The 20,086-nt window shown below is 55.0% G+C and carries 19 protein-coding genes; 13 read left to right on the plus strand and 6 right to left on the minus strand.

All coding sequences use genetic code 11. The features are described 5' to 3' along the window. Positions 1-37 precede the first annotated feature (37 nt). Entirely contained in the window at positions 38-961 is a 924-nt protein-coding gene (gene gltC, locus ABH899_RS06810; RefSeq protein WP_369995038.1) for a glutamate biosynthesis transcriptional regulator GltC, read from the plus strand. 142 nt (positions 962-1,103) lie between these two features. Here the strand turns inward: gltC and ABH899_RS06815 are convergent, their stop codons facing one another. Further along, positions 1,104-1,790: a zinc metallopeptidase gene (locus ABH899_RS06815; RefSeq protein WP_009674804.1), complete on the minus strand. Its 687-nt coding sequence runs from the start codon at positions 1,788-1,790 to the stop codon at positions 1,104-1,106. A 40-nt stretch (positions 1,791-1,830) separates the two neighbouring features. Next, entirely contained in the window at positions 1,831-2,262 is a 432-nt protein-coding gene (locus ABH899_RS06820) for a helix-turn-helix domain-containing protein (RefSeq protein WP_009674805.1), read from the minus strand. A gap of 307 nt (positions 2,263-2,569) precedes the next feature. On the opposite strand from ABH899_RS06820, the gene ABH899_RS06825 reads away from it, so the two are divergent. From ABH899_RS06825 to ABH899_RS06835, 3 genes are read left to right on the plus strand one after another with little or no spacing between them, the layout of a single operon-like run. After that, the gene (locus ABH899_RS06825; protein ID WP_369995039.1) at positions 2,570-3,997 is read left to right on the plus strand and encodes an ammonium transporter; all 1,428 of its coding nucleotides are present in this window, start codon (positions 2,570-2,572) and stop codon (positions 3,995-3,997) included. 38 nt (positions 3,998-4,035) lie between these two features. Further along, entirely contained in the window at positions 4,036-5,163 is a 1,128-nt protein-coding gene (locus tag ABH899_RS06830; RefSeq protein ID WP_369995040.1) for a DUF294 nucleotidyltransferase-like domain-containing protein, read from the plus strand. Positions 5,164-5,183: 20 nt separating this feature from the next. Continuing rightward, positions 5,184-5,912, plus strand: coding sequence for an exonuclease domain-containing protein (locus ABH899_RS06835; RefSeq protein ID WP_369995042.1), 729 nt, complete (start codon positions 5,184-5,186; stop codon positions 5,910-5,912). A gap of 73 nt (positions 5,913-5,985) precedes the next feature. Here ABH899_RS06835 and ABH899_RS06840 read toward each other — a convergent pair whose 3' ends face one another. Both ABH899_RS06840 and ABH899_RS06845 read right to left on the minus strand, forming a co-directional pair. Continuing rightward, positions 5,986-6,651 carry a Mov34/MPN/PAD-1 family protein gene (locus ABH899_RS06840; protein ID WP_369995043.1) on the minus strand — a complete coding sequence of 222 codons (666 nt, stop codon included), beginning with the start codon at positions 6,649-6,651 and terminating at the stop codon, positions 5,986-5,988. 39 nt (positions 6,652-6,690) lie between these two features. Further along, positions 6,691-7,992, minus strand: a complete 1,302-nt coding sequence (locus tag ABH899_RS06845) for an MFS transporter (protein WP_369995045.1) — start codon at positions 7,990-7,992, stop codon at positions 6,691-6,693. A 183-nt stretch (positions 7,993-8,175) separates the two neighbouring features. On the opposite strand from ABH899_RS06845, the gene ABH899_RS06850 reads away from it, so the two are divergent. Further along, positions 8,176-8,712 (plus strand): TlpA family protein disulfide reductase, encoded by a 537-nt coding sequence (locus tag ABH899_RS06850; protein ID WP_369995047.1) that lies wholly within the window; start codon positions 8,176-8,178, stop codon positions 8,710-8,712. Between the two features lie 134 nt (positions 8,713-8,846). On the opposite strand, the gene cimA is transcribed toward ABH899_RS06850, so the two are convergent. Further along, positions 8,847-10,463 (minus strand): citramalate synthase, encoded by a 1,617-nt coding sequence (cimA, locus tag ABH899_RS06855; RefSeq protein WP_369995048.1) that lies wholly within the window; start codon positions 10,461-10,463, stop codon positions 8,847-8,849. Between the two features lie 257 nt (positions 10,464-10,720). Between cimA and ABH899_RS06860 the strand changes: the two genes are divergently transcribed. The 7 genes from ABH899_RS06860 (at position 10,721) to ABH899_RS06890 (ending at position 17,368) form a co-directional block, all read left to right on the plus strand. Next, positions 10,721-12,001 carry a DNA polymerase IV gene (locus tag ABH899_RS06860; RefSeq protein WP_369995050.1) on the plus strand — a complete coding sequence of 427 codons (1,281 nt, stop codon included), beginning with the start codon at positions 10,721-10,723 and terminating at the stop codon, positions 11,999-12,001. A gap of 159 nt (positions 12,002-12,160) precedes the next feature. After that, positions 12,161-12,397, plus strand: a complete 237-nt coding sequence (locus ABH899_RS06865; RefSeq protein WP_009674781.1) for a ferredoxin — start codon at positions 12,161-12,163, stop codon at positions 12,395-12,397. 211 nt (positions 12,398-12,608) lie between these two features. Further along, positions 12,609-14,111: a L,D-transpeptidase gene (locus tag ABH899_RS06870; RefSeq protein WP_369995052.1), complete on the plus strand. Its 1,503-nt coding sequence runs from the start codon at positions 12,609-12,611 to the stop codon at positions 14,109-14,111. Between the two features lie 395 nt (positions 14,112-14,506). After that, on the plus strand, positions 14,507-15,610 hold the full coding sequence (locus ABH899_RS06875) for a quinone-dependent dihydroorotate dehydrogenase (protein ID WP_369995054.1): 1,104 nt from the start codon (positions 14,507-14,509) through the stop codon (positions 15,608-15,610). 21 nt (positions 15,611-15,631) lie between these two features. Then, a complete protein-coding gene (gene yjbM / locus ABH899_RS06880) occupies positions 15,632-16,435 on the plus strand; it encodes a GTP diphosphokinase (RefSeq protein ID WP_009674739.1) in 804 nt (267 codons plus the stop codon). 1 nt (position 16,436) lies between these two features. Next, positions 16,437-16,847, plus strand: coding sequence for a DUF309 domain-containing protein (locus tag ABH899_RS06885; protein WP_369995057.1), 411 nt, complete (start codon positions 16,437-16,439; stop codon positions 16,845-16,847). A gap of 197 nt (positions 16,848-17,044) precedes the next feature. Further along, entirely contained in the window at positions 17,045-17,368 is a 324-nt protein-coding gene (locus tag ABH899_RS06890; protein ID WP_369995059.1) for a GNAT family N-acetyltransferase, read from the plus strand. Between the two features lie 219 nt (positions 17,369-17,587). Here the strand turns inward: ABH899_RS06890 and ABH899_RS06895 are convergent, their stop codons facing one another. Then, complete coding sequence (locus ABH899_RS06895) at positions 17,588-18,532, minus strand: DMT family transporter (RefSeq protein WP_369995061.1); 945 nt, start codon at positions 18,530-18,532, stop codon at positions 17,588-17,590. A gap of 137 nt (positions 18,533-18,669) precedes the next feature. Here ABH899_RS06895 and ABH899_RS06900 point away from each other — a divergent pair, with 137 nt between their 5' ends. Continuing rightward, on the plus strand, positions 18,670-20,028 hold the full coding sequence (locus ABH899_RS06900) for an aminotransferase-like domain-containing protein (RefSeq protein ID WP_369995062.1): 1,359 nt from the start codon (positions 18,670-18,672) through the stop codon (positions 20,026-20,028). Positions 20,029-20,086: the final 58 nt, after the last annotated feature.

Genomic DNA, 20,086 nt, shown 5'->3' on the forward strand with positions numbered 1-20,086 from the left:
TAGGTAGAGATAGCAGAACTTACTAATGGAGGAATCTGTGGAGTTACGACAACTGCAGTATTTCGTGAAAGTGGCTAAAAAGCAGCATATGACACAAGCGGCCGAAGAGCTTCGCGTGGCCCAGTCTGCCGTAAGCCGGCAAATCCGCCATTTGGAGGAGGAGCTTGGTGTTCGTCTGTTTGTCCAGAAAGGCCGCAATCTGCAGCTGACTCCCGCCGGGAGTCTGTTTCTGAGCCGTGCGGAACATATTTTGACCGACTTGGAACGCGCGGTGGGCGAAGTACGGGAATTCCTGGACCCCGAAGCCGGGGAGATCCGGGTCGGTTTTCCCCATAGTGTGTCCGTTTCCATTCTTCCGGCGTTTATATCCTGCTTCAAGAAAGAGCATCCCAACGTTAAATTCCGGTTAAAGCAAGGAACTTACACCAGTCTCATCCGTGACGTTACGGAAGGCGAAATCGATCTGGCGATCATATCGCCGTGTCCGGAGACGCACGAGCTCGTCAAGGGAGAAGTCATGCTCACGGAGGAGCTGTTAGCGGTGCTTCCGCCTAACCATGCGCTGGCCGGCTGTAAAAGCATCCGGCTGGAGCAGCTTAAGGAGGAGCCGTTTGTCATGTTCGGCGAACAGTATTCCCTTCGTCCGATCGTCATGAACGCCTGCCTGAAGGCAGGATTTGTGCCGAAGATCGAATTCGAAGGAGACGAAACGGATACGATCCGCGGGCTTGTCGCAGCGGGGATGGGGGTCAGTCTTCTTCCCGAGCTGGCGCTGCGCTATACGACGCATATCGAGCCGTGCGTGGTGAAGGTCGATCCGAAAGTGACGCGCACCGTGGGAGTCATCCGCCGGAGGGACGAGAAGCTTCCGCTCGTGACTGAGCTTTTTGGCCGGTTTCTAATGGAATTTCAGCCCTCTGCGGACCCTGGCAGGACTACGGACGGATTAAACGGGCATTAGCTGGATAACGGTGCCAGTAAGCGCTCCGTCATACATAAGCTGTCGTTTTTCGTGCATATACAGAAAAAAAGCTTTCGTCTATTGTAGACGAAAGCTTATTGCGGTTACAGCATCTGCTGCGTCCGGGTTGAATACGACCGTTTTAATCGTTCGAACGGCTGTTGAAAATCATGACGTACTTAACGAGCTCAAGCAGCGAGATAAGAGCCGCAGCCACATAAGTCAAGGCAGCCGCGTTAAGCACTTTCGCTACACCCTGCTCTTCTTCGTTGGTGATAAAGCCGCCTGCAATCATGAGCTCACGGGCCCGGTTGCTGGCATTGAATTCGACCGGCAGAGTCACGAGCTGGAATAGCACCGCGGCGGAGAAGAAGACAATTCCCAGCAGAAGCAGAATATCAAACTGCTGAAAAATAAGGCCGGCGATAAGTAGAAGCGGAGCGACGCCGGAAGCGAAGTTTACGACCGGGAACATCTTGTGGCGCGCAACAAGCATCGGATAATGGACTTGGTGCTGGATCGCGTGTCCCACTTCGTGACAAGCGACCGAAACGGCCGAGATGGTGCTCTCGTAGTAGACAGGCTCGGAAAGACGTACCGTTCTGGAGATCGGATCGTAATGATCCGTGAGAGCTCCGGGAACCGGCTCGATCGGAACATCGTACAGCCCTTCCGCATCAAGCATGCGGCGTGCCGCCTCGTATCCGGTCATACCGGATTGAACGGGTACCTGGGACCAGCGGTTGAACGTGCCGCGGACCCGGAATGAAGCCCACATGGATAAGCCGAAGGCAATGAGAATAAGAAAATCCATAGGATGAAAAAACATAACTGCAGACCTCCATAGTCAAGATAGTCGTGGGGATCCGTTACGTAAAGGGACCTTTGCCGAGCAAATAGAGCAGTGCCTCGACGCATGCGGCGGTAGGCTGGGTAATCAGATTATAAATCTTTTTGAGCTGATTCGGTTTTAGCTGCTGAATCATAGGATCAAGTTCCTTGATTTCTTTCTGCAGTTGGCCGAGCAGCACCTGATAGGATGTCAGCTTATCGGTCACATGTTCGTCGTGGGCCGCTTTATCCAGCTTCAGCATTGTTGTACGGATTTCTTCCAACGTATATTTCTCTTTTTTCATCTCTTCAATACGTTTGAGCCGCAGCAAGGTTTCATCCGAATACAGGCGGTAATTGGTGTCCGATCTTTTCTCGGGATGAATCAGGCCCAGCTTGGTGTAATAATCGATCGTCCTGGGGCTGACTCCGGCCAACCGGGACAACTCTCCGATTCTATGAAGCTTCATATCCCCATGATTTTGCCCCTCCTTTAAAAGTTGTTGTTCGCACGTGTTTACCTCAGCCTAATGATACCCGATCCTAAACCGTACAGTCAAACGTAATGCTTTTGACATTTTGATGAACAAGTCTACATATGACATATACATTACATTATATGATAAATATATCGTGGAGATCTAAAAAAAGTTGATTTTTTGAATAAAAAACATCCGAAAAGTGAACGAAACCTATTGTTTTTTCGCAAAACGTTCGCGTATAATGACACTAATCAATTATCTTGTAAAGAAACCTAACATGAAGGAGCTGGTATGAATGATTAAAAAGACACTGATCGGGTTAGCGCTGCTCAGTATGGTTTTCCCGGCTTTGGCGTTTGCGGAAGTTCCGACACCTGAGCAACTGCAAGCCGCGATCAACTCGGTATGGGTGCTGGTCGCCGCTATGCTGGTCGTCTTTATGCAGGCCGGTTTCGCTTTGCTTGAAGCAGGCTCAACCCGGATGAAAAATGCCGGCCACGTGGCGGGTAAAACCATTCTGACTTTCGGAATTTGCGCCATCGCATTCTGGGCGTTCGGTTTCGGGCTTGCTTTCGGAGACGGGGCCGGATTGTTCAACAACAATCTGTTCGGCTTGTCCGGCTTTTTCATGGACGGAGTCAACGCCGACGCCTTCGTTTCCTTGAGCGCTTCGGATGTCCCGATCACGATTAAGTTTTTGTTCCAACTGGCGTTTGCGGGTGTATCGCTGGCAATCGCGTGGGGAGGCTTCGCCGAACGCGCCAAGCTCCCGGTGTACTTTATTTTCGGACTGCTTTTCACCGTAGTGATTTATCCGATCGTGGCTCACTGGGTATGGGGCGGCGGCTGGCTGTCCAAAATCGGCATGCAGGACTTTGCGGGCTCCACGGTTGTGCATCTGCAAGGGGCAACAGCGGCATTTGTGGCAACCATCCTCTTGAAGCCGCGCATCGGCAAATTCAATAAAGACGGCTCGCCGAATAAAATTCCGGGCCACAATCAAGTGCTGTCCGTGCTGGGTGTCATCATCATCTGGATCGGGTGGTTCGGTTTTAACCCGGGGAGTACACTGAGCGCAATGGGAGACGGTTTCTTCGGCTATATCGCCTTGACGACAAACTTGGCCGCGGCGGCAGGCGGCGTGGCCGCTATGGCGGTCTCCTGGATTTACTTCGGAAAATCCGACATTCCAAGCATGCTTAACGGCGTACTTGCCGCGCTTGTCGCGATCACGGCTTCCTGCGCTTTCGTTACGCCTCTGGCATCGATCGCCATCGGGGCCATCGCTGGAGGGGTCACTTTCTTCACGGCGATCTGGTTTGAGAAGAAAGGGATCGACGATCCGGTCTACGCTTTCTCCGTGCATGGCATCGCCGGGATTTGGGGCACATTGTCCACAGGCTTCTTCGCTACGCCGGAGCTGGCCAAAACGGTCAATGTAGGCGGAGCGGGCTTGTTCTACGGCGGCGGTTTCCACCAGCTGTGGGTGCAGTTTATCGGAGTAGCGGGCGCACTTGTCTTCGTTCTTGTTATTTCCTTCATCGTCCTCTACCTGATTAAAGTTACGACGGGTCTGCGCGTGACGGAAGAAGAAGAAATCATGGGGCTGGATCTCGCCGAGCACGGCACTTACGGGTATCCGGAGCAAATGAATCACGCGATCGAAGCGCACACTTCGGCAAAGCAGTCCAATGAAGGCGGTCGCTCGGTGCCGGTTTCGTGACCGCGCCCCGGACTGGTCTCATCTAAGGAGATGCCGTCATGGAACCGATAGTAGGCTCGGCTTGGCAACTGCTTCGCACAAGGATCAACCGTGCCGCCGGATCGGATGAACTGGCCCTGATCCGCGCGGATATGCAGGATTTGTTCCGGAGGGAACTCGGCGGGGAAACGGCGGCCTTGCTGTACGAAGAACTCAATTTTACACACGATACCATGATCCGGAAAATGATTTCCTTGGCGGAAAAGCGCCTGGCAGCGGAAGGAGCGGGGGAGCCGCCGCTCCCTTACGCATTCCTGCTTATGGGAAGCGGCGGCCGGGAGGAACAGACGCCGTGGAGCGACCAGGACAACGGACTGGTTTACGAAAATCCCCCGGAAGGCGCGGAAGCGGCGGCGGACGGATATTTCAGCAAGCTGGCCCAGCGAATCCGCCAAGGTCTGGAGCTGGCAGGTTATCCACCGTGCACGGGGAGGGTGCTGGCCGAGAACCAGCTGTGGAGAAGAAGCGAAGCGGGGTGGAAAGATCAGCTTAACGGCTGGTTTGCGGAGCCCGCCTGGGAGAACGCGCGCTATTTGCTTATCGCGGCCGACCTGAGGTGCGTATACGGCAGCGAAGCTCTTACGGACCGGATCAAGCAGGCCTTCCACGAGAGCATAGCGCTCAACCGCGGGCTGCTCCTGCCGCTTCTGGCTAACACCCTGCACCATAAAGTGTCCCTGGGACTGCTGGGGCGTCTGGTGACGGAACGGTACGGGCCTTACGCGGGCGGCGTGGATATCAAATACGGACTTTATATCCCGCTTGTAAATGCGGTCCGTCTTCTGGCTCTGGAAAACGGCATTTCCGATTCTTCCACCCTTAAAAGAATCGATGCGCTCATCGACCGCGGAGCCGTTACGGTTGAGTTCGGCACGGCTTGCCGGGAAGTGTTTCTGCACTCATTGAAGATGAGATTAAACACGCCTTTTTACAGGGAAAACGGACACTTCGCGACTGCGGGTATACTGCCTGCCGGAATGCTGACCCGCAAATGCCGGGCGGAACTGAAAAGCGGCCTTAAATTCGGAAAACGGCTTCAGCGGCAGGTCATCCGCCAGGTGCGGGGTTCCGTCAAGAAAGGCAGAGACGCTTCCTCCGCCAAACTGCGTGAGCATACGGGACAATAGGACCGGAAAGGAGTAAAACGATGAAAGAGAGCGGCCCCGACGGCGGTATGTGGAGGCTTTACAAGATGGGCGGCTTGACCCCGGCGATTACATCCATGTTTAACCCGCGCAACGCCCAGCAGATGGCGTTTATCCGTCAGCTTCTGAAGGATCAGCGCAGACATTCGCTGCTGGACACTCGCCTGCACAATCTCAAAGTCGTTGTTTTTGATCTGGAAACAACGGGCTTCTCATCGACGGCGGACGAGATTATTTCGATCGGCGCCGTGTCTATGGCCGGGGACAAGCTCGAAGACAAGACGTTTTACACCCTTGTGAATCCGAATCGCCCGATTCCTCCTCATATCGAGGAGCTGACCGGAATCCGGACGGAAGAGGCGGCCGAAGCTCCGGACTTGATTACGGCCCTGCGTGAATTTTTCGAGTTTGTAGGGGCAAGGGTTTTGCTGGCGCACGGCTCGGCCCATGACAAAGCGTTTTTGAATGCGGCGCTCTGGAAAACTTCGAAAGTCAGCCTCTCCCACCGGGTGCTGGATTCGATGATGGTAGCCAAATGGCTGATGCCCCGGCGCAAAGACTATACCCTCGATTCTCTGCTTGAGCTGTACGAGATTCCGGTGCTGAGAAGACACCACGCCCTGGACGATTCTTTGATGACCGCCGAGCTGTGGAAGAAGCTTCTGGAAGAAATCGGTGAAATGGGCGTGGATACGCTCGGAGATCTTTACGCGCTTCTCAGTAAAGCCTAGGGCTCGCAGAAAGCGATATGAAAAAGCAAGCAGGAATGCGGGAAGCCGCGGGTACCTGCTTGCTTTTTTCGGTTCATAGCGCTTCGATACAAAGCGGGATTTTACGGAGCCTCGTGAGACTTGTCACCTGATTTGGCCGATTAGACAACGGAGCGGATGCTGCACGCTGCGAGGTCCGATCGGTCCGGGTGTCCCTGTCGGAGGGATCAACCGATCCGGGCTGCTCCGTATCCTCAGTCGTGAGGGCCTTATCGGCGGAATCCGCCGATTCGGACGGTCCGAGTGCAGCGCCGCTCTCTTGCGGTTCCCCCCACGCGTATACCGCTGTTTCGGGAACGGAACGCTTCAGGGAGACGATCCAGAAGGAGGGCAGTTCCGGCCACAACCGTAAGACCGAGATGTCCTCGCAAGACGGCGAAGCGGCCGTACGCGGGTGGGAGTGGAACAGTCCCAGCAGCACGGGACCCGTTAATGAAGACCGCGCGGGCCGTTCGCTTGGGGCTTTTCCGCCTCCTAAGTGATGCATAATATCGGAGGGGGAAATGCGGAAAGAACGGGTGGGGCAAGTCGAAACATTCGGAACCCATACGAAAGAGGAGACATAGGCGGTCTCCTTCCGAATCCTTCCGTAAACGAATCCGCACGCCTCTTCATCCTGAAAGCTGCTAAACCGAGCCAGCCATTCCGTGTACAAAGACCGGCTTACGTTGATTTCAGTTAACCGTTTCGCGTTTATCATGCGCTAATTATAACGGAATCCTTTACCGCACTCAACGGATCAGCTGATTTTTCCCTGCGGTTTAACAAGAAAAAACACAAGGACGAGCGTCAAACCCGCCAGAGAGGATACGGTTATAAAAATGAGCCGGTCGGATTTATCCATCAGCCAGCCGAAGATGGGTGGACCGAAGGCCACGCCGATGAACCGAAGGCTGTTATAGATGGACGTGATCATACCGCGTTCGCTTTTTTCCACGGAGCCGGTGATCATCGTGTTGAGACAGGGGAGAAGCAGCCCGGTGCCTATGGCGCTTAAGGTAAGCAGGCCGATAAAAAAATACAGATTTTGAAAGGCGAATATCGTGGATGCCAGCGACAGCGTCATAACTAAAAGGCCGATGTTGATCAGCCAGCGCATCACGGTGCCGTTTTTCTTGATCAGGGCTCCGGTTGTGTAGGAGGTAATGACCATGCCCAGAAGCGGGATCGCCAGGACAAGCCCTTTTTTGACGCCGTCTATGTGGTAAGGGGGTTCCTCCAATATGTTGGACAGATAAAACAGGACACCGAACAGGATAAAAAGCGCAAGAGAACCCGCGAAAAAGGAAGTGATCAGCCAGCGTCCTTTCTTTTTCAGAATGGTTCCGATTTTGTGGAGGTAAGGCTTCAGCTTCGTCGGTTCCTTTTTGGTTTTGGGTTCGTTAATGAGAAACATCATGGCCAGCAGAGCCAGAAGACAAAAGATCGGAAAGGCGAAAAAAGGCATATACCAGACAATAACAGCAAGCAGGGAGCCGATGATGGGACTGAGCACCTTACCCAACCCGTTGGAAGCTTCCGTCAAGCCGAGAGCCTTGCTTTCCGTCCCCCCTTTATACAAATCCCCGACGAGAGCCATCGCGATTGGGGCCGTGCCTGCTGCGCCGATACCTTGAATGGCTCTGGCTATAATAAGGATCATATAGGATTTCCAGATGGCCCCGAACGCCGCCAAAACCCCGGCCGCCCCATATATAATAAGAGACGGGATGATCACCGATTTCCTTGTAAACCGGTCGGACAAGTAACCGGAGATAGGGATGATCAGACCTGCGGTAATCGAAAACAGTGAGATGACCAGACTGCTCTGAAACTTGGTGATGCCCAGCTCCGTCTCCAATTGCGGGAGAATAGGGACCAGCATCGAGTTGCCGAGTACCAGCACGAGCGGTACCGTCGCAATGGCCATAAATTCAAGAAGCCGGCCTTTGCCTCCGCCTTTTTTGCCGCCTTCAGCCGTCTGTTCGGCGGTAAACTGGTAGTCGTCGTCCTGATCACTCTCGAAAATGATGTCAAGCCCTCGGGATTTCGATTTTTCCATGTGGTTGACCTCTCTTCTGACTTGGTACGGATAGGGTTTCCTCGGGGCGGAAGATCATACTTTTTAAAGCGTTCATAATGTTGGAATCGGATAAAGATGGGGATACTGACCGTGTATGTACCTGATTTTGAGCTTCCCGTGTGATAGAATAAAAAGCGAATGATGCGGAAATGAGGGCTGAAATTGAAACGGAATGCAGCGATTCTGGCCATCGTGCTTCTTCTGGCCGCGGCTATATTTGTCCAGATCGGCAAAAAAGACGAAAAACAAACGGCTGCGCCTACCCAAACGGGCCCCCGTCCGGGAATGTTTGTCCCTTCTTTCAGCCTGCCGGATTTGGACGGTAAGCCCTATCAGGTCGGAGGCGCGCGCGATAAGCCGCTTATTTTGAATTTCTGGGCGTCCTGGTGCGGTCCATGCAAGATGGAAGTGCCGGATTTGATTGATCTTCAGACAAAATACGGGGACAAAGTGGACCTGGTGGCAATAAATGTAACGAGTCAGGATGACGAGCAAAAGGCGAGGGCCTTCGCCAAGGAGTATGGCATCAATTTTCCGGTGCTGCTGGATGAACCCGGTAAAGTCTCGGAATCGTTCAAGTTTCTGGCGATCCCGACGAGCTTCCTTGTGGACAAGAACGGAGTCGTGCAGGAAGTGGTAAACCTTCTTCCGAAGGCGGAGTGGGAAAAGAAAATCAAGGCTTTGATCAAGGGCCGCTAGAAGGTTCTGTAGTTTCGCGTCTAGCCTGCCCGATTTTCGGTGACATGTAAAAAGCCCCGTTTCGAGTCCGTGTGTAAAGGCCAGGCTGCCCACACGGAAGAAACGGGGCTTATCTTTTTGTAAGGAAAAATAAATTAATGGTTCACTAGACCGACCGGTCTTGGATCAAGCGATTCTCTCTCGATGCAGGGTTTGCCGATCAGGGCATACCGGAAGCTGTCGACGAGCGCATGCCAGCTGGCTTCGATAATATTGGAGGAAACCCCTACGGTATTCCATTCGTTCTCGAAATTGCGGGATTCGATGAGGACGCGGACTTTGGAAGCGGTCGCTCCTTTGTCGTCAAGCACGCGTACCTTATAGTCGGACAGGTGCATTCTGTGAATGTCCGGATAGAAAGGCAGCAGAGCTTTACGCAGCGCGTTATCGAGCGCATTGACAGGTCCGTCGCCTTCCGCGGCGGTATACATGGATTCGCCGTGCACGTTCACCTTGACGAAAGCTTCGGAGCTGACCGGACGATCCGCCGACTTTTCCACGAAAATTTTGAACGATTCCAGCACGAACGGCTCCTGCAGCTCGCCGGAAGCTTCCCGCATCATCAGCTCAAGCGAAGCATCCGCGCCTTCGAACTGGTAACCCTCATGCTCAAGGTCTTTGATGCGCGAAATGATTTCTTTCGCTTTGCCGTCCTGCTGTTCCAGATTGAGGCCGAGCTCGGCCGCTTTCGACACGAGATTGCTCTGCCCCGCCAGTTCCGAAACGAGTACGCGCTGCTTGTTGCCGACCTTCTCGGGAACGATATGCTCGTACGTGCTCGCATGCTTGAGGATAGCGGACACGTGGATGCCGCCTTTGTGGGCGAAAGCCGCGCTGCCGACATACGGCTGGTTCATCGGCATGTGCATGTTCGCGATCTCGCTGACGTAACGGGCGACGGGCCCCAGCGATTCCAACTGCTCATCCGAAATGCAGGCGAAGCCGAGCTTCAGCTGCAGATTCGGAATGACGGAGCACAGATTCGCATTGCCGCAGCGCTCGCCGTATCCGTTCATCGTGCCCTGTACCTGGCGGGCGCCGGCTCTCACGGCTGCCAGGGAATTGGCGACGCCCAGCTCGCAGTCGTTGTGGGCGTGGATGCCCACGGGCGTCGTGATCTGTTTCTTGACTTCCGAAACGATCTCGAAAATTTCCTCCGGCATCGATCCGCCGTTCGTATCGCACAGCACGATCCAGTCCGCGCCGGCTTCCTGCGCCTGGCGGATTGTCTGGAGGGCGTAGTCAGGGTTGTTTTTGTAGCCGTCAAAAAAATGCTCGCCGTCGTAAATGACTTCAAGACCGCAGCTTTTCAGATACCGTACGGAATCGAAAATCATCGCGAGGTTTTCTTCGAGTGTCGTCTGAATGGCGGTGTGAACGTGAAAATCCCACGATTTTCCGAAAATCGTCGCGACTTTAACGCCGGACGCCACCAGCGTCGTCAGATTGGGATCTTCTTCGGCTTTGGTGTTCTTGCGGCGGGTGCTGCCGAATGCCGTTACTTTCGCATGCTTAAGATTCAGTTCCTGAACACGGTTAAAAAATTCAATGTCTTTGCCGTTGCTTCCGGGCCAGCCGCCTTCTATATAATGAACGCCCAGCTCGTCGAGCTTCTGGGCAATTTTCAGTTTGTCCTCCACGGACAGGCTGATTCCTTCGCCCTGGGTTCCGTCACGAAGCGTAGTGTCAAAGATTTTGATTGAATCGGACATTTCGGTGCTCCCCCTCTAAACGTGTGGCTGTTCATTTTTCGAATGTTTTCTCGAATGTATAATGCACGATTATACCATAATTTCAACCATAAAGAATGAATTTTCGCAAATTTTGGACGATAGCCGTTCTTGATTCCTCAAGCGGACAGGAATAGACTAAGAATTAGAAGGAATAAAGAGGATAAAGCGCCGAACGACCGCTTTTCGATACGCTATACGGGACCTCGCGCGCCCGCAGGAAGGAGGAAGCCGGGATAATGGCACAGGAAGGGTATCCCAAGAACGGAAGAGTCATTTTACATATCGATATGAACGCGTTTTACTGTTCCGTACACGAAGTCGTGGAGCCCGAGCTGTACCGGGGCAAGCCGATCGCGGTGTCGGGCAGCGTGGAACAGCGCAAAGGCATCATCGTAACCTCCTCCTATCCCGCCAGGGCGCGCGGAGTCAAGACGGGAATGCTCGTCCGGCAGGCGATGAGGCTTTGTCCGGAGCTTGTGCTCATCAAGCCGAACTTCGATTTGTACCGGCAGTTTTCCCGCGGCTTCCGCCGTATAGTCTATGATTATTCGCCGATGGTCGAGACCATGTCCATCGATGAATGTTATGTGGACATAACGGGTTCCAAGCAGTTCGGAACCCCGCTTCAGATCGCGGAGGAGATTCAGACCCGGATACGCGAAGAGCTGGGTCTGCCCTGTTCGGTCGGCGTGGCGCCGAACAAGCTTCTGGCCAAGATGGCTTCGGATATGAAAAAGCCCAACGGATTGTTCGTGCTTCGTCTGCGGGATGTGCCGAAGGTCCTCTGGGACAGACCCTGCGGAGAATTGTACGGCATCGGCAGAAAAACGGCCGAGAAGCTGCAGAAGCTGCAGATTCACACGATCGGCCAACTGGCGGCTGCCGACGAGGGGCTTCTCCGCAAGTCGTTCGGCATAAGCGGCCCCGCTCTCAAGCAGGCCGCCAACGGCATCTCTCGTTCGGAGGTTAACCCGGAGCGCGAGCCGAACAAGTCGGTCGGCCACACGACGACGCTTCCTTACAATTACACGGACCGCAAGGAAGTGTTCCGTGTCTTCTTGAATCTGGCCGATCAGGTCGGGCGCCGGCTCAGACATCAGAAGCTGATGGCTTCGACCGTGCAAATTACGATCCGGGACCCCGATATGAAGACGATCACAAGGAATGTGACGCTGCCCGTGCCGACCGACCATCACGAAGATCTGTACAAGGCCGCGTGCGAGCTGTTCGAGCGGCATTGGGCGCCGGAAAAGCCGATCCGCCTACTCGGCATCACGGGCCAGAACTTGACGCCGAAGGAGGATGCCGCGATTCAGCTCGATCTGTTCAGTTACGAGCAGCAGCCGAAGAAGGACAAACTGAGCGAGATCATGGACGCGCTCCGGGATAAATTCGGAGAAGATGCGGTACTTACCGCGGGGATGATCGGCGACAATCCGTCGGGGCTTATCCGCAACCGCAAACGGAGGGGAACTTCTTTGCAGAAAGACCCGGACGGAGATTCATTCCCGTTATAAAAGCCGGAAGCCGAATAACATCCGGCCCGGAATGAAATCTTAAAGGGGAAGAGCCGGACACCGCATGGCGGCTGGCTTTCCACTTGTACTTTCCGTTGAACTTTCGAATACTTTATATTATAGTGGACAATGGAGGACTATTAGAGGAGGAATTCATATATGGCTAAGTATACATGGGTGGAAAAAGACACCTGCATTGCGTGCGGAGCTTGCGGCGCAACTGCTCCAGATATTTACGACTACGATGATGAGGGTATTGCGGAAGTGATTTACGAAAACGACGGTAACCACGGCGTGACCGAAATTCCGGAAGATCTGTACGACGATCTGCAGGATGCGCAAGACGGCTGCCCGACCGATTCGATCAAAGTGGCCGATACTCCTTTCAATATGTAAGATTTCTTTCTTTATACAAATAAAGCCTTGTTTCCCTATCGGAAACAGGGCTTTATTTGTCTATTATTGTCGGATTAACTCGGATTACCCCGGATAAAAGAAAATAAGAGAGAAAAACAGACAGGATTTGAACGAAATTCAACAGAGCAGCTTCTTCTGCCGATAAAAGGAAAAGAAACACCGGTAATCCTTGAAGCAGGCGGTGAAAAAAGTGAGCACAGAAAAACCGGACGAGAAACTGGCCCGATTTTTGCGGCACAATCCCATTGAAGACCGGGTTTATCTGAAGGAATATGTCCGGGATCATCCGGACCAGCGAATGGCGTGGTATTTGCTCGGCAGGGAATATGCGGCCCGGGGAGACCGGGGGAAAGCCGCTTACTGCTACGCGCAGTCCGGCGAAATCTATGAAGCGTTCGAGAAGCGGAAAATAACCGTCGACTGGTCGGCGCTCGATTCCTCCGTTCCCTGGCCGCAGGAGCTGAAGACGGCGGCCAAGCGGAGCCGCCGCAGGAAAGCCGCGCTTACGGCGGCCCTGCTGGCGCTGATCGCGCTGCTGCCCGCTCCGGCGGGACCGGCAGCGGGAGACGGACGCCCCGGCGGAAGCGCCGGAGCATCGGCGGACCTCCCGGCGGCTGAGGAAGGGCCGCGCGTCTATTTGACGGCGGACGGCGCTTCCTCCGCCGGGAAAGAGACGTCCGCGAGCGGAGCGCTCGAACGGATGCTGCTGCGCGACAGGCCGGCAGGCGGCGAAGCCGTCCTCCTGTCCGCACAGGGCGCGGACGGACCGGGCGGCGGCTGGATCGCCTGGCACAGGCCGCTGAAGCCGCTCCTGTCGGTCGCAAGCGGCGGGCCCGGCGAAGCGGCGGCGATCGCCTATTTCGACGCCGCCGCCTGCAACTGCCGCCCGGACGATCCGGGCCGCTTCGCGGAGCCGGCGGGAGCCTGGCGGCAGCGCCAGGAGCAGCTCCTCGTGCTCCGTTCGGCGCTGGAGGCTTACCGCACGGCAAGCGGGAAGCTGCCGGAGCGACCGGAGGAGCTGCTGCGGCCGTATCCCGACAACGTGATGTCGGGATTGACGCCGTACATGCGGGAAGCGTTCCCGCTTGTACGGGAGGCCGCCGCCGCGGGCGCGAACGGGCAGGCGCCAGCCGGGACAGGCGGCGCGGACACGGCCCCCGGCGCCAAGCCGTCCGCCGCTTCCGCGGCCGCGGAGGAGGCGCTCAGCGAGCCGCTGGCGATCCTCATCGACACCAAGCTGCACCGGCTGGCGCTGGTGAGCGGACGGACCGTCGTGAGGAGCTACGAGGTCGGTCTCGGTGGGGCGCGGACCCCGCTCGGCGAATTCGCCGTATCCGAGAAAGTCCGCAATCCCAAGGGACGGACGAAAGGCGAGTTCGGCACGCGCGGGATGACACTCTCCGATACGGACTATGCGATCCACGGGACCAGACACCCGTCCTCGATCGGCAAGGACGAATCGCTGGGCTGTATCCGGATGAGGCAGGAAGACGTGGAGGAGCTGTTCGACATGGCTCCGAAAGGCACGAAGGTCACCATAGGAAGCGGGCTGCTCCCGGCGGGGCTCGTCGGTGACGGGTCCGGCGGCGACAGCGGCGCATCCGGGGCAGGATTCGGCCCGAAGGGAGCTTTTAAGCTTCCTTCGGAGGTACAGGAGACCAATCCCGGTAAAGTATACCGCTGGCTGGATTAAGTCCCCGTCCGTTAAGGACGGGATGCGAGAGCGCCTTCCCTGCTATGTGCGGGGCGGGCGCTTTTTTTACGTCCGGTTAGAGACCTCTCCGTCCGACGCGTTACGAGACGAAGGCCTGCCGTTTAAATCCGTTTTTTTAAAACCGATTAAAACGATCCGGTTTATCGTAATAGGTTCTGTCGCAAGAAGCGGTCAAAATAAGCAAACATTTGTACGGAATTCATGATAAAGCGAACAATTTTTGTGTTATAATATATTTCGTTCGTGTTTAATGTGGATTAAAGGGGATTATACGTCCCGATCACGGGGCTCTGTACGGATAAAAATCTTTGCATTCTCGCGTGGAACGCGATAAACTGACAGATGAGAGTACTGAGGAACGGAGTGTCAACTGCATGGTATACAAGAAGATCGCTAAGCCGGTCCTGTTTCGCATGGACGCGGAGAAGGCTCACCATTTGACGATTAACGGACTTAAAACGGCTGCCAAGATCCCGGGAATGTCGTCCGTTATCGGCGCCGCATGGGGGTTCGGTCATGCCCCCGAACTTCATAGCACGCTCTGGGGAATCGCGTTCCCGAATCCGGTGGGACTTGCCGCCGGACTGGATAAGAACGCCCAGGCGGTGGAAGGGTTCTCCCGGATGGGTTTCGGTTTTATGGAAGTGGGGACCGTTACCCCCAAACCGCAGAGCGGCAACGACAAGCCGCGGCTTTTCCGGCTTCCGGAGGATGAAGCCCTGATCAACCGGATGGGCTTCAACAACATCGGCGCGGAGGCGATGGCGCAAAATTTAAGCCGCCTCGGCAGCCGTCCGATCCCCGTAGCCGTCAACATCGGCAAGAACAAAACGACGCCCAACGAGCAGGCGGAAGAAGATTACCGCTCCTGCATCCGGACCTTGTACGGGCACGGGGACTTTTTCGTGGTCAATATCTCTTCACCGAATACCCCCGATCTGCGTAATTTGCAGCATGGCAATGATTTGCAGAGATTGCTTCATGCGGTCATGGGCGAGATGAAGAATCAGCACGAGCGGACCGGCGGCGCGGCCAAGCCGGTTCTCGTCAAAATTGCGCCCGACCTGACCGACACCGAGCTGGAAAATACGATTGCCGTCATCGGCGGAAGCGGGGTTTCCGGGATTATCGTTTCGAATACGACGCTTGGACGCGACGGATTAAGTCATCCCAACCGGGATCAGGCAGGGGGCCTGAGCGGACGTCCGCTGACATCTCGTTCGACCGAGCTTATTTCGCGCGTGTACCGAATGACGGAGGGACGCATCCCGATTATCGGGTCCGGCGGAATTTTCACCGCGCAGGATGCCTATGACAAAATCCGTGCGGGAGCGAGCCTCGTCGAAGTGTATACGGCGCTTATATACGAAGGCCCGGGCCTTTTGAAGAAATTGAATGAAGGTTTGTCGACCCTGCTTAAAAAAGACGGCTTTACCCATATTTCCGAGGCGATCGGGGCAGATCAACGTCGACTTTGACCGGAAGTGGAGGCAGTTCTTATGGATGGAAGAGATTGGAAAAAATTTCTGTTTCCTTATGAACAGACCGTAGAGGAACTCAAAATTAAATTCAAAACGCTTCGGGCGGAACTCAAAAACCGCGAGGAATATTCTCCGATCGAATTCGTGACCGGGCGTGTCAAAAAAATCTCGAGCATTTTGGATAAAGCCAAGAAGTTGAACGTATCCATGGACGATCTTGAAACCGGCATCGAAGATATCGCGGGCATCCGCATCATGTGCCAGTTCGTTGAAGATATCGAAACATTGCGCGAGCTGATCCACCAGCGTAAGGATATGAAAGTGCTCTACGAGAAAGATTATATCGCCAACAAGAAGGAAAGCGGCTACCGCAGCTTTCATATGATTATCGAATACCCGGTGCAGACTTCTCTGGGGATGAAAAAGGTGCTCGGCGAAATTCAGCTGCGTACGCTGGCGATGAATTTCTGGGCGACTATCGAGCATTCCCTGAATTATAAATACAAGGAAAGCATGCTGCCGGAGGAGGTCCGCACGAGACTGAGCCGGGCGGCCGAAGCCGCTTACCTGCTGGATCAGGAAATGTCCAATATCCGCGGGGAAATCGTGGAAGCGCAGAAGCTGTTCGAAGACAATTCGAATCTGGTTACCGTCATTCTGAACTGCATCCAGGTGCTGTATTTCTATCATCGCGTCCGGGAAGCCGTCCAGTTCCAGATGCGCTTCAACGAAATTTTCGAAAAGGACGATACACGGGCCATGCGCGAGCTCCAGGAGGAAATCCAGGAAGCCATCAAACGGGCGAAAAAAGGGGCGCGCTGATTTGCGTCCTTACGATCCTCTGTACCTCGCTTTTTTATACGAGTTCAATGTAAACCGGGATTATTACGAATGCCATGAAGTGATGGAGACCCTCTGGCTGGAAGAAGGCCGGAAGCCGTTTTACCAGGGGCTGCTGCAGATTGCCGTCGGGCTGTATCATCATCTTAACGCTAACGTATCGGGAGCCGTTAAATTGATGGAATCGGGGATCGCGAAGCTGCAGGGGTACCCGGACAGGCTGCTCGGAATAGACGTGGCTCTTCTGCTGCGGGATGCGGAAGCGTATCTGGTCAAGCTCCGGAATAACGGGGTGCGGCCTTTCGAGCCTTATCCGCTGGAAATTCGCATCGTGGATGAGGATCTGGCGGGACAGGTCCGGCAAATTCAAGGCGAGCGGCGGACCGAATCATAGACGGAACGGCAGGGAAGGAACCGGCAGGCATATGGCCCGGCCGGTTTTTTTGCAGGCAGGGGCAGGGACAAGAGATAAGCGCGGGCGGGAAAACGGTGTTCGCCTGTACAATACGGTACATAAGAATAAGATGAGGGAGTGGCAGGAATGGCGGATTATCAAAGCAGGCCTTTATCACCGGACGATTTGGACGTTATTTGCGGGCTGCCGCAGAATGCGGGGGAATTGCCGCTTACGCCAATCTGTACGACTGCGTACGGGAGAAGGAATGCTGGCTCGGAAACGTGATTGTGGCGCCCGAGTACCGGGGAAAAGGGGCATCCTCTTTCCTGATCCGGACGATGATGGACAGGGCGAAGCGGGAGCTCGGTGTTCCGTTTCTGAATCTCGTCTGTCACAACACGAATACGCCCGCGCTGCTGCTGTACGCGAAGCTCGGCTTCTGTCCTTTTGACGTGTCGGAGAAGACGGGACCGGACGGGAAGCGTCTGGCCGGCATCCATATGCGCGCCTCTCTTTGAGGCACTGTTTCGCGGCGAGAAGCGGGTGCCCCGCAGCCGGTGCGGGAAGCAGACAGCCGGGAATAGGGCGAACGATAAAAAGGCCGTGAATGTCACGGCCTTTTCGTTGTACCTGCGGAATAGGCGTCAGGCATTATAGTTGAGCGGATGCGCATACTCGAAGCTGGACGCGGAGATAGATTGTCAAACGCGGCGGCTTTTTGCTGCTCAAAATTCCCTTCACGCATCCAGCCTCCGTTCCGGCTGCCGGGAAGTTTTGCGGGGAGACGACGGCAGGCATACGCCGACCACTCCGGCAATCATAAGGGCGGCTCCGATCAAATGGAAATAGGCCAGTTTCTCATGCAGGATGATGACGCCGGCTGCCATGGTAACGATCGTTGCCAGCTGGCTGAAAATGCTGATTTTGAACGCCTCCATTTTGGAAAGGGCGTAATTGGACAGAAATGAACTCGCAAGGGAGGACAGCACGCCCAGAAAAAGGACCGAGACGATGAACGAAAGGTCGCCGAAAGGTTCGAAATAGAGTGGAAGCGTGCCTTGAACGGTGCTTCGGATGACCGCAAATCCGTTGAACGCGATGAAGCCGAAAAGCAGCGAAACAAACGTCAAGTCGAGCGGTGTATAGTTCCGGCTTAATTTTCTCGCGAGCACGCTGTATCCGGCGGAGGAAAGAGCGGAGAGCAGGATCAGGAACAGTCCGGCTCCGTTCATCGTACGAAAGTCCAATCCCTTCATGGCGAAAATATAAACACCGCCTGCCACAGAAAGGGCGATGAACAGATTTTGCCGCAGGCCGGTCCGTTCCTTCAGCACAACCGAAGCGAGCATCATAGTGAAAACGGGGGCTGCGGCTTGAATGATTCCCGCCTCGGAAGCCGACGCCTGTACCAGGCCGAAGGTCTGGAAAGCAAAAAACAGAACGGGATACAGCACGGCCATCGGCAGGATGGCTAAATAATCCCGCTTCCGGATGTTCAGCCGGGTTTTGCTGAGAGCGAGGAAGACGAGCAGCGCGGCCAGGGAAATCGTAAACCTGTGCGCCAGGAGGTCGAACGGCCCTGTGGAAACGAGGGCGGTTTTAACGAATATGAACGAGAAGCCGATGATCAAGGCGTATAGTACGGCGGATAGGTAAGCTTTGGTAAGAGGTGCTGCTTTCATGGCGATCTATTCCTTTGAGCCTGCATGCAAAGCGGTTTATTAAGGTCCTTGTTTAGATTTTAAGGGGACGGGCGGCTGTGCTACAATAGGAGAAAACGTTAACTGTACCGGTACAGATTGGCCGGAGAGGTGTATTCATGCGCAAATATGAAGGAATTTTAACCGATCTGGAGCAGCAGATCGCGGACCGCCGCTACAAGGAGGGCAGCAAACTGCCCTCCATCCGGCAGTTGTCGGAAAGCTACGGGGTTAACAAAAGCACCGTTATCCGGGCAATGGAGGAATTGGAGAGCAGGCATCTGGTCTATTCCATCGCCAAGAGCGGGTACTACGTCGTCCAATCGTCGCCGGATACCGCCCCGGACTCGCCGGAAGTCATCGACTTTGCCGTCTCCGCTCCGGACCCGGCCTTTTTTCCTTATCTGGATTTCCAGCACTGCATGAACAAAGCGATCGATACGTACAAAAACGATTTGTTTGTGTACGGCACTCCTCAAGGGCTGCCCGCACTGCTCATGATGATGCAGAAGCTGCTTGCGGATTATCAGGTGTTTACGCGCGTCAGCAGCCTGTTTGTCGTGTCCGGGGTGCAGCAGGCGCTGGCCATTCTGGCCGGGCTTCCTTTTCCGAACGGAAAAACGAAGGTGCTGATCGAGCAGCCCGGCTATCACCTGTTCATCGAACAGCTCGTGACTCACGGAGTCCCGGTCATGGGAATCCGGCGTTCGCTGGAAGGGATCGATCTGGACGAACTGGAGCGGATTTTCCGCACGGAGCCGATCAAGTTCTTTTATACGATCCCGAGGTTTCATGCGCCGCTCGGGTGCTCTTACCGCACGGATGTGAAGAAGAAAATCGCGGCCCTTGCCCGCAAATACGATGTCTACGTGGTGGAAGACGACTATCTGGCCGACTTGGAGCCGGACGGGAAAGCCGATCCGGTCCATGCTTACGATGAGGGCAAGCGCGTGATTTATTTGAAAAGTTTCTCCAAAATCATGTTCCCCGGCCTTCGTATCGGTATTGCGGTTGTTCCCGGCAGTCTTGTGGACCTCTTCAGCCTGTATAAGCGCATCGCCGACATTGACAGCTCGATGATTTCCCAAGGCGCGCTGGAGATCTACCTGAAAAGCGGGATGTTCGAACGGCACAAGCATAAAATCAAAGCCGCCTACGCGACCAGGTCGTTGCTTCTCCGGCAAATGCTTGCGGAGCATGGGCCGCTTGCCGGCGGCGCAGTACAAGGGGCAATGGAAAGCGAAGAGCTCTCCCCCGTCCATACCCACCTTATACTGAGCCCTTCTGTATCCCAGCCGGAGCTGGCCAGGCGGCTGCGTAAAAAATCGGTGGTGATCGAACCGATCGACAAGCACTATCTGCCGGGCTTTCCCCGGGACAATTATTTGAAGCTGAATGTCTCCCAAGTCGGGGACGAACAAATTCGGAGGGGAGTCCGGCTTCTCATGGAGGAGCTGGGAAGATACGGAGACCGCTGAAGCCTCGAGGGAAGGCGGTTGAACAAATAACGGAGGCTGCTCCAAGCGGTCTGCCGTT

The sequence above is a fragment of the Paenibacillus sp. RC84 genome (genome assembly GCF_041260495.1).
In the GTDB taxonomy this organism is placed as follows: Bacteria; Bacillota; Bacilli; order Paenibacillales; family NBRC-103111; genus Paenibacillus_F.

Coding starts and splice junctions, on each gene's coding strand:
- ABH899_RS06875 (WP_369995054.1), top strand. CDS start 14,507: ATGGTATACAAGAAGATCGCTAAGCCGGTCCTGTTTCGCATGGACGCG.
- ABH899_RS06835 (WP_369995042.1), top strand. CDS start 5,184: ATGAAAGAGAGCGGCCCCGACGGCGGTATGTGGAGGCTTTACAAGATG.
- cimA (WP_369995048.1), bottom strand. CDS start 10,463: ATGTCCGATTCAATCAAAATCTTTGACACTACGCTTCGTGACGGAACC.
- ABH899_RS06895 (WP_369995061.1), bottom strand. CDS start 18,532: ATGAAAGCAGCACCTCTTACCAAAGCTTACCTATCCGCCGTACTATAC.
- ABH899_RS06840 (WP_369995043.1), bottom strand. CDS start 6,651: ATGATAAACGCGAAACGGTTAACTGAAATCAACGTAAGCCGGTCTTTG.
- ABH899_RS06865 (WP_009674781.1), top strand. CDS start 12,161: ATGGCTAAGTATACATGGGTGGAAAAAGACACCTGCATTGCGTGCGGA.
- ABH899_RS06830 (WP_369995040.1), top strand. CDS start 4,036: ATGGAACCGATAGTAGGCTCGGCTTGGCAACTGCTTCGCACAAGGATC.
- ABH899_RS06825 (WP_369995039.1), top strand. CDS start 2,570: ATGATTAAAAAGACACTGATCGGGTTAGCGCTGCTCAGTATGGTTTTC.
- ABH899_RS06860 (WP_369995050.1), top strand. CDS start 10,721: ATGGCACAGGAAGGGTATCCCAAGAACGGAAGAGTCATTTTACATATC.
- ABH899_RS06815 (WP_009674804.1), bottom strand. CDS start 1,790: ATGTTTTTTCATCCTATGGATTTTCTTATTCTCATTGCCTTCGGCTTA.
- yjbM (WP_009674739.1), top strand. CDS start 15,632: ATGGATGGAAGAGATTGGAAAAAATTTCTGTTTCCTTATGAACAGACC.
- ABH899_RS06900 (WP_369995062.1), top strand. CDS start 18,670: ATGCGCAAATATGAAGGAATTTTAACCGATCTGGAGCAGCAGATCGCG.
- ABH899_RS06845 (WP_369995045.1), bottom strand. CDS start 7,992: ATGGAAAAATCGAAATCCCGAGGGCTTGACATCATTTTCGAGAGTGAT.
- ABH899_RS06820 (WP_009674805.1), bottom strand. CDS start 2,262: ATGAAGCTTCATAGAATCGGAGAGTTGTCCCGGTTGGCCGGAGTCAGC.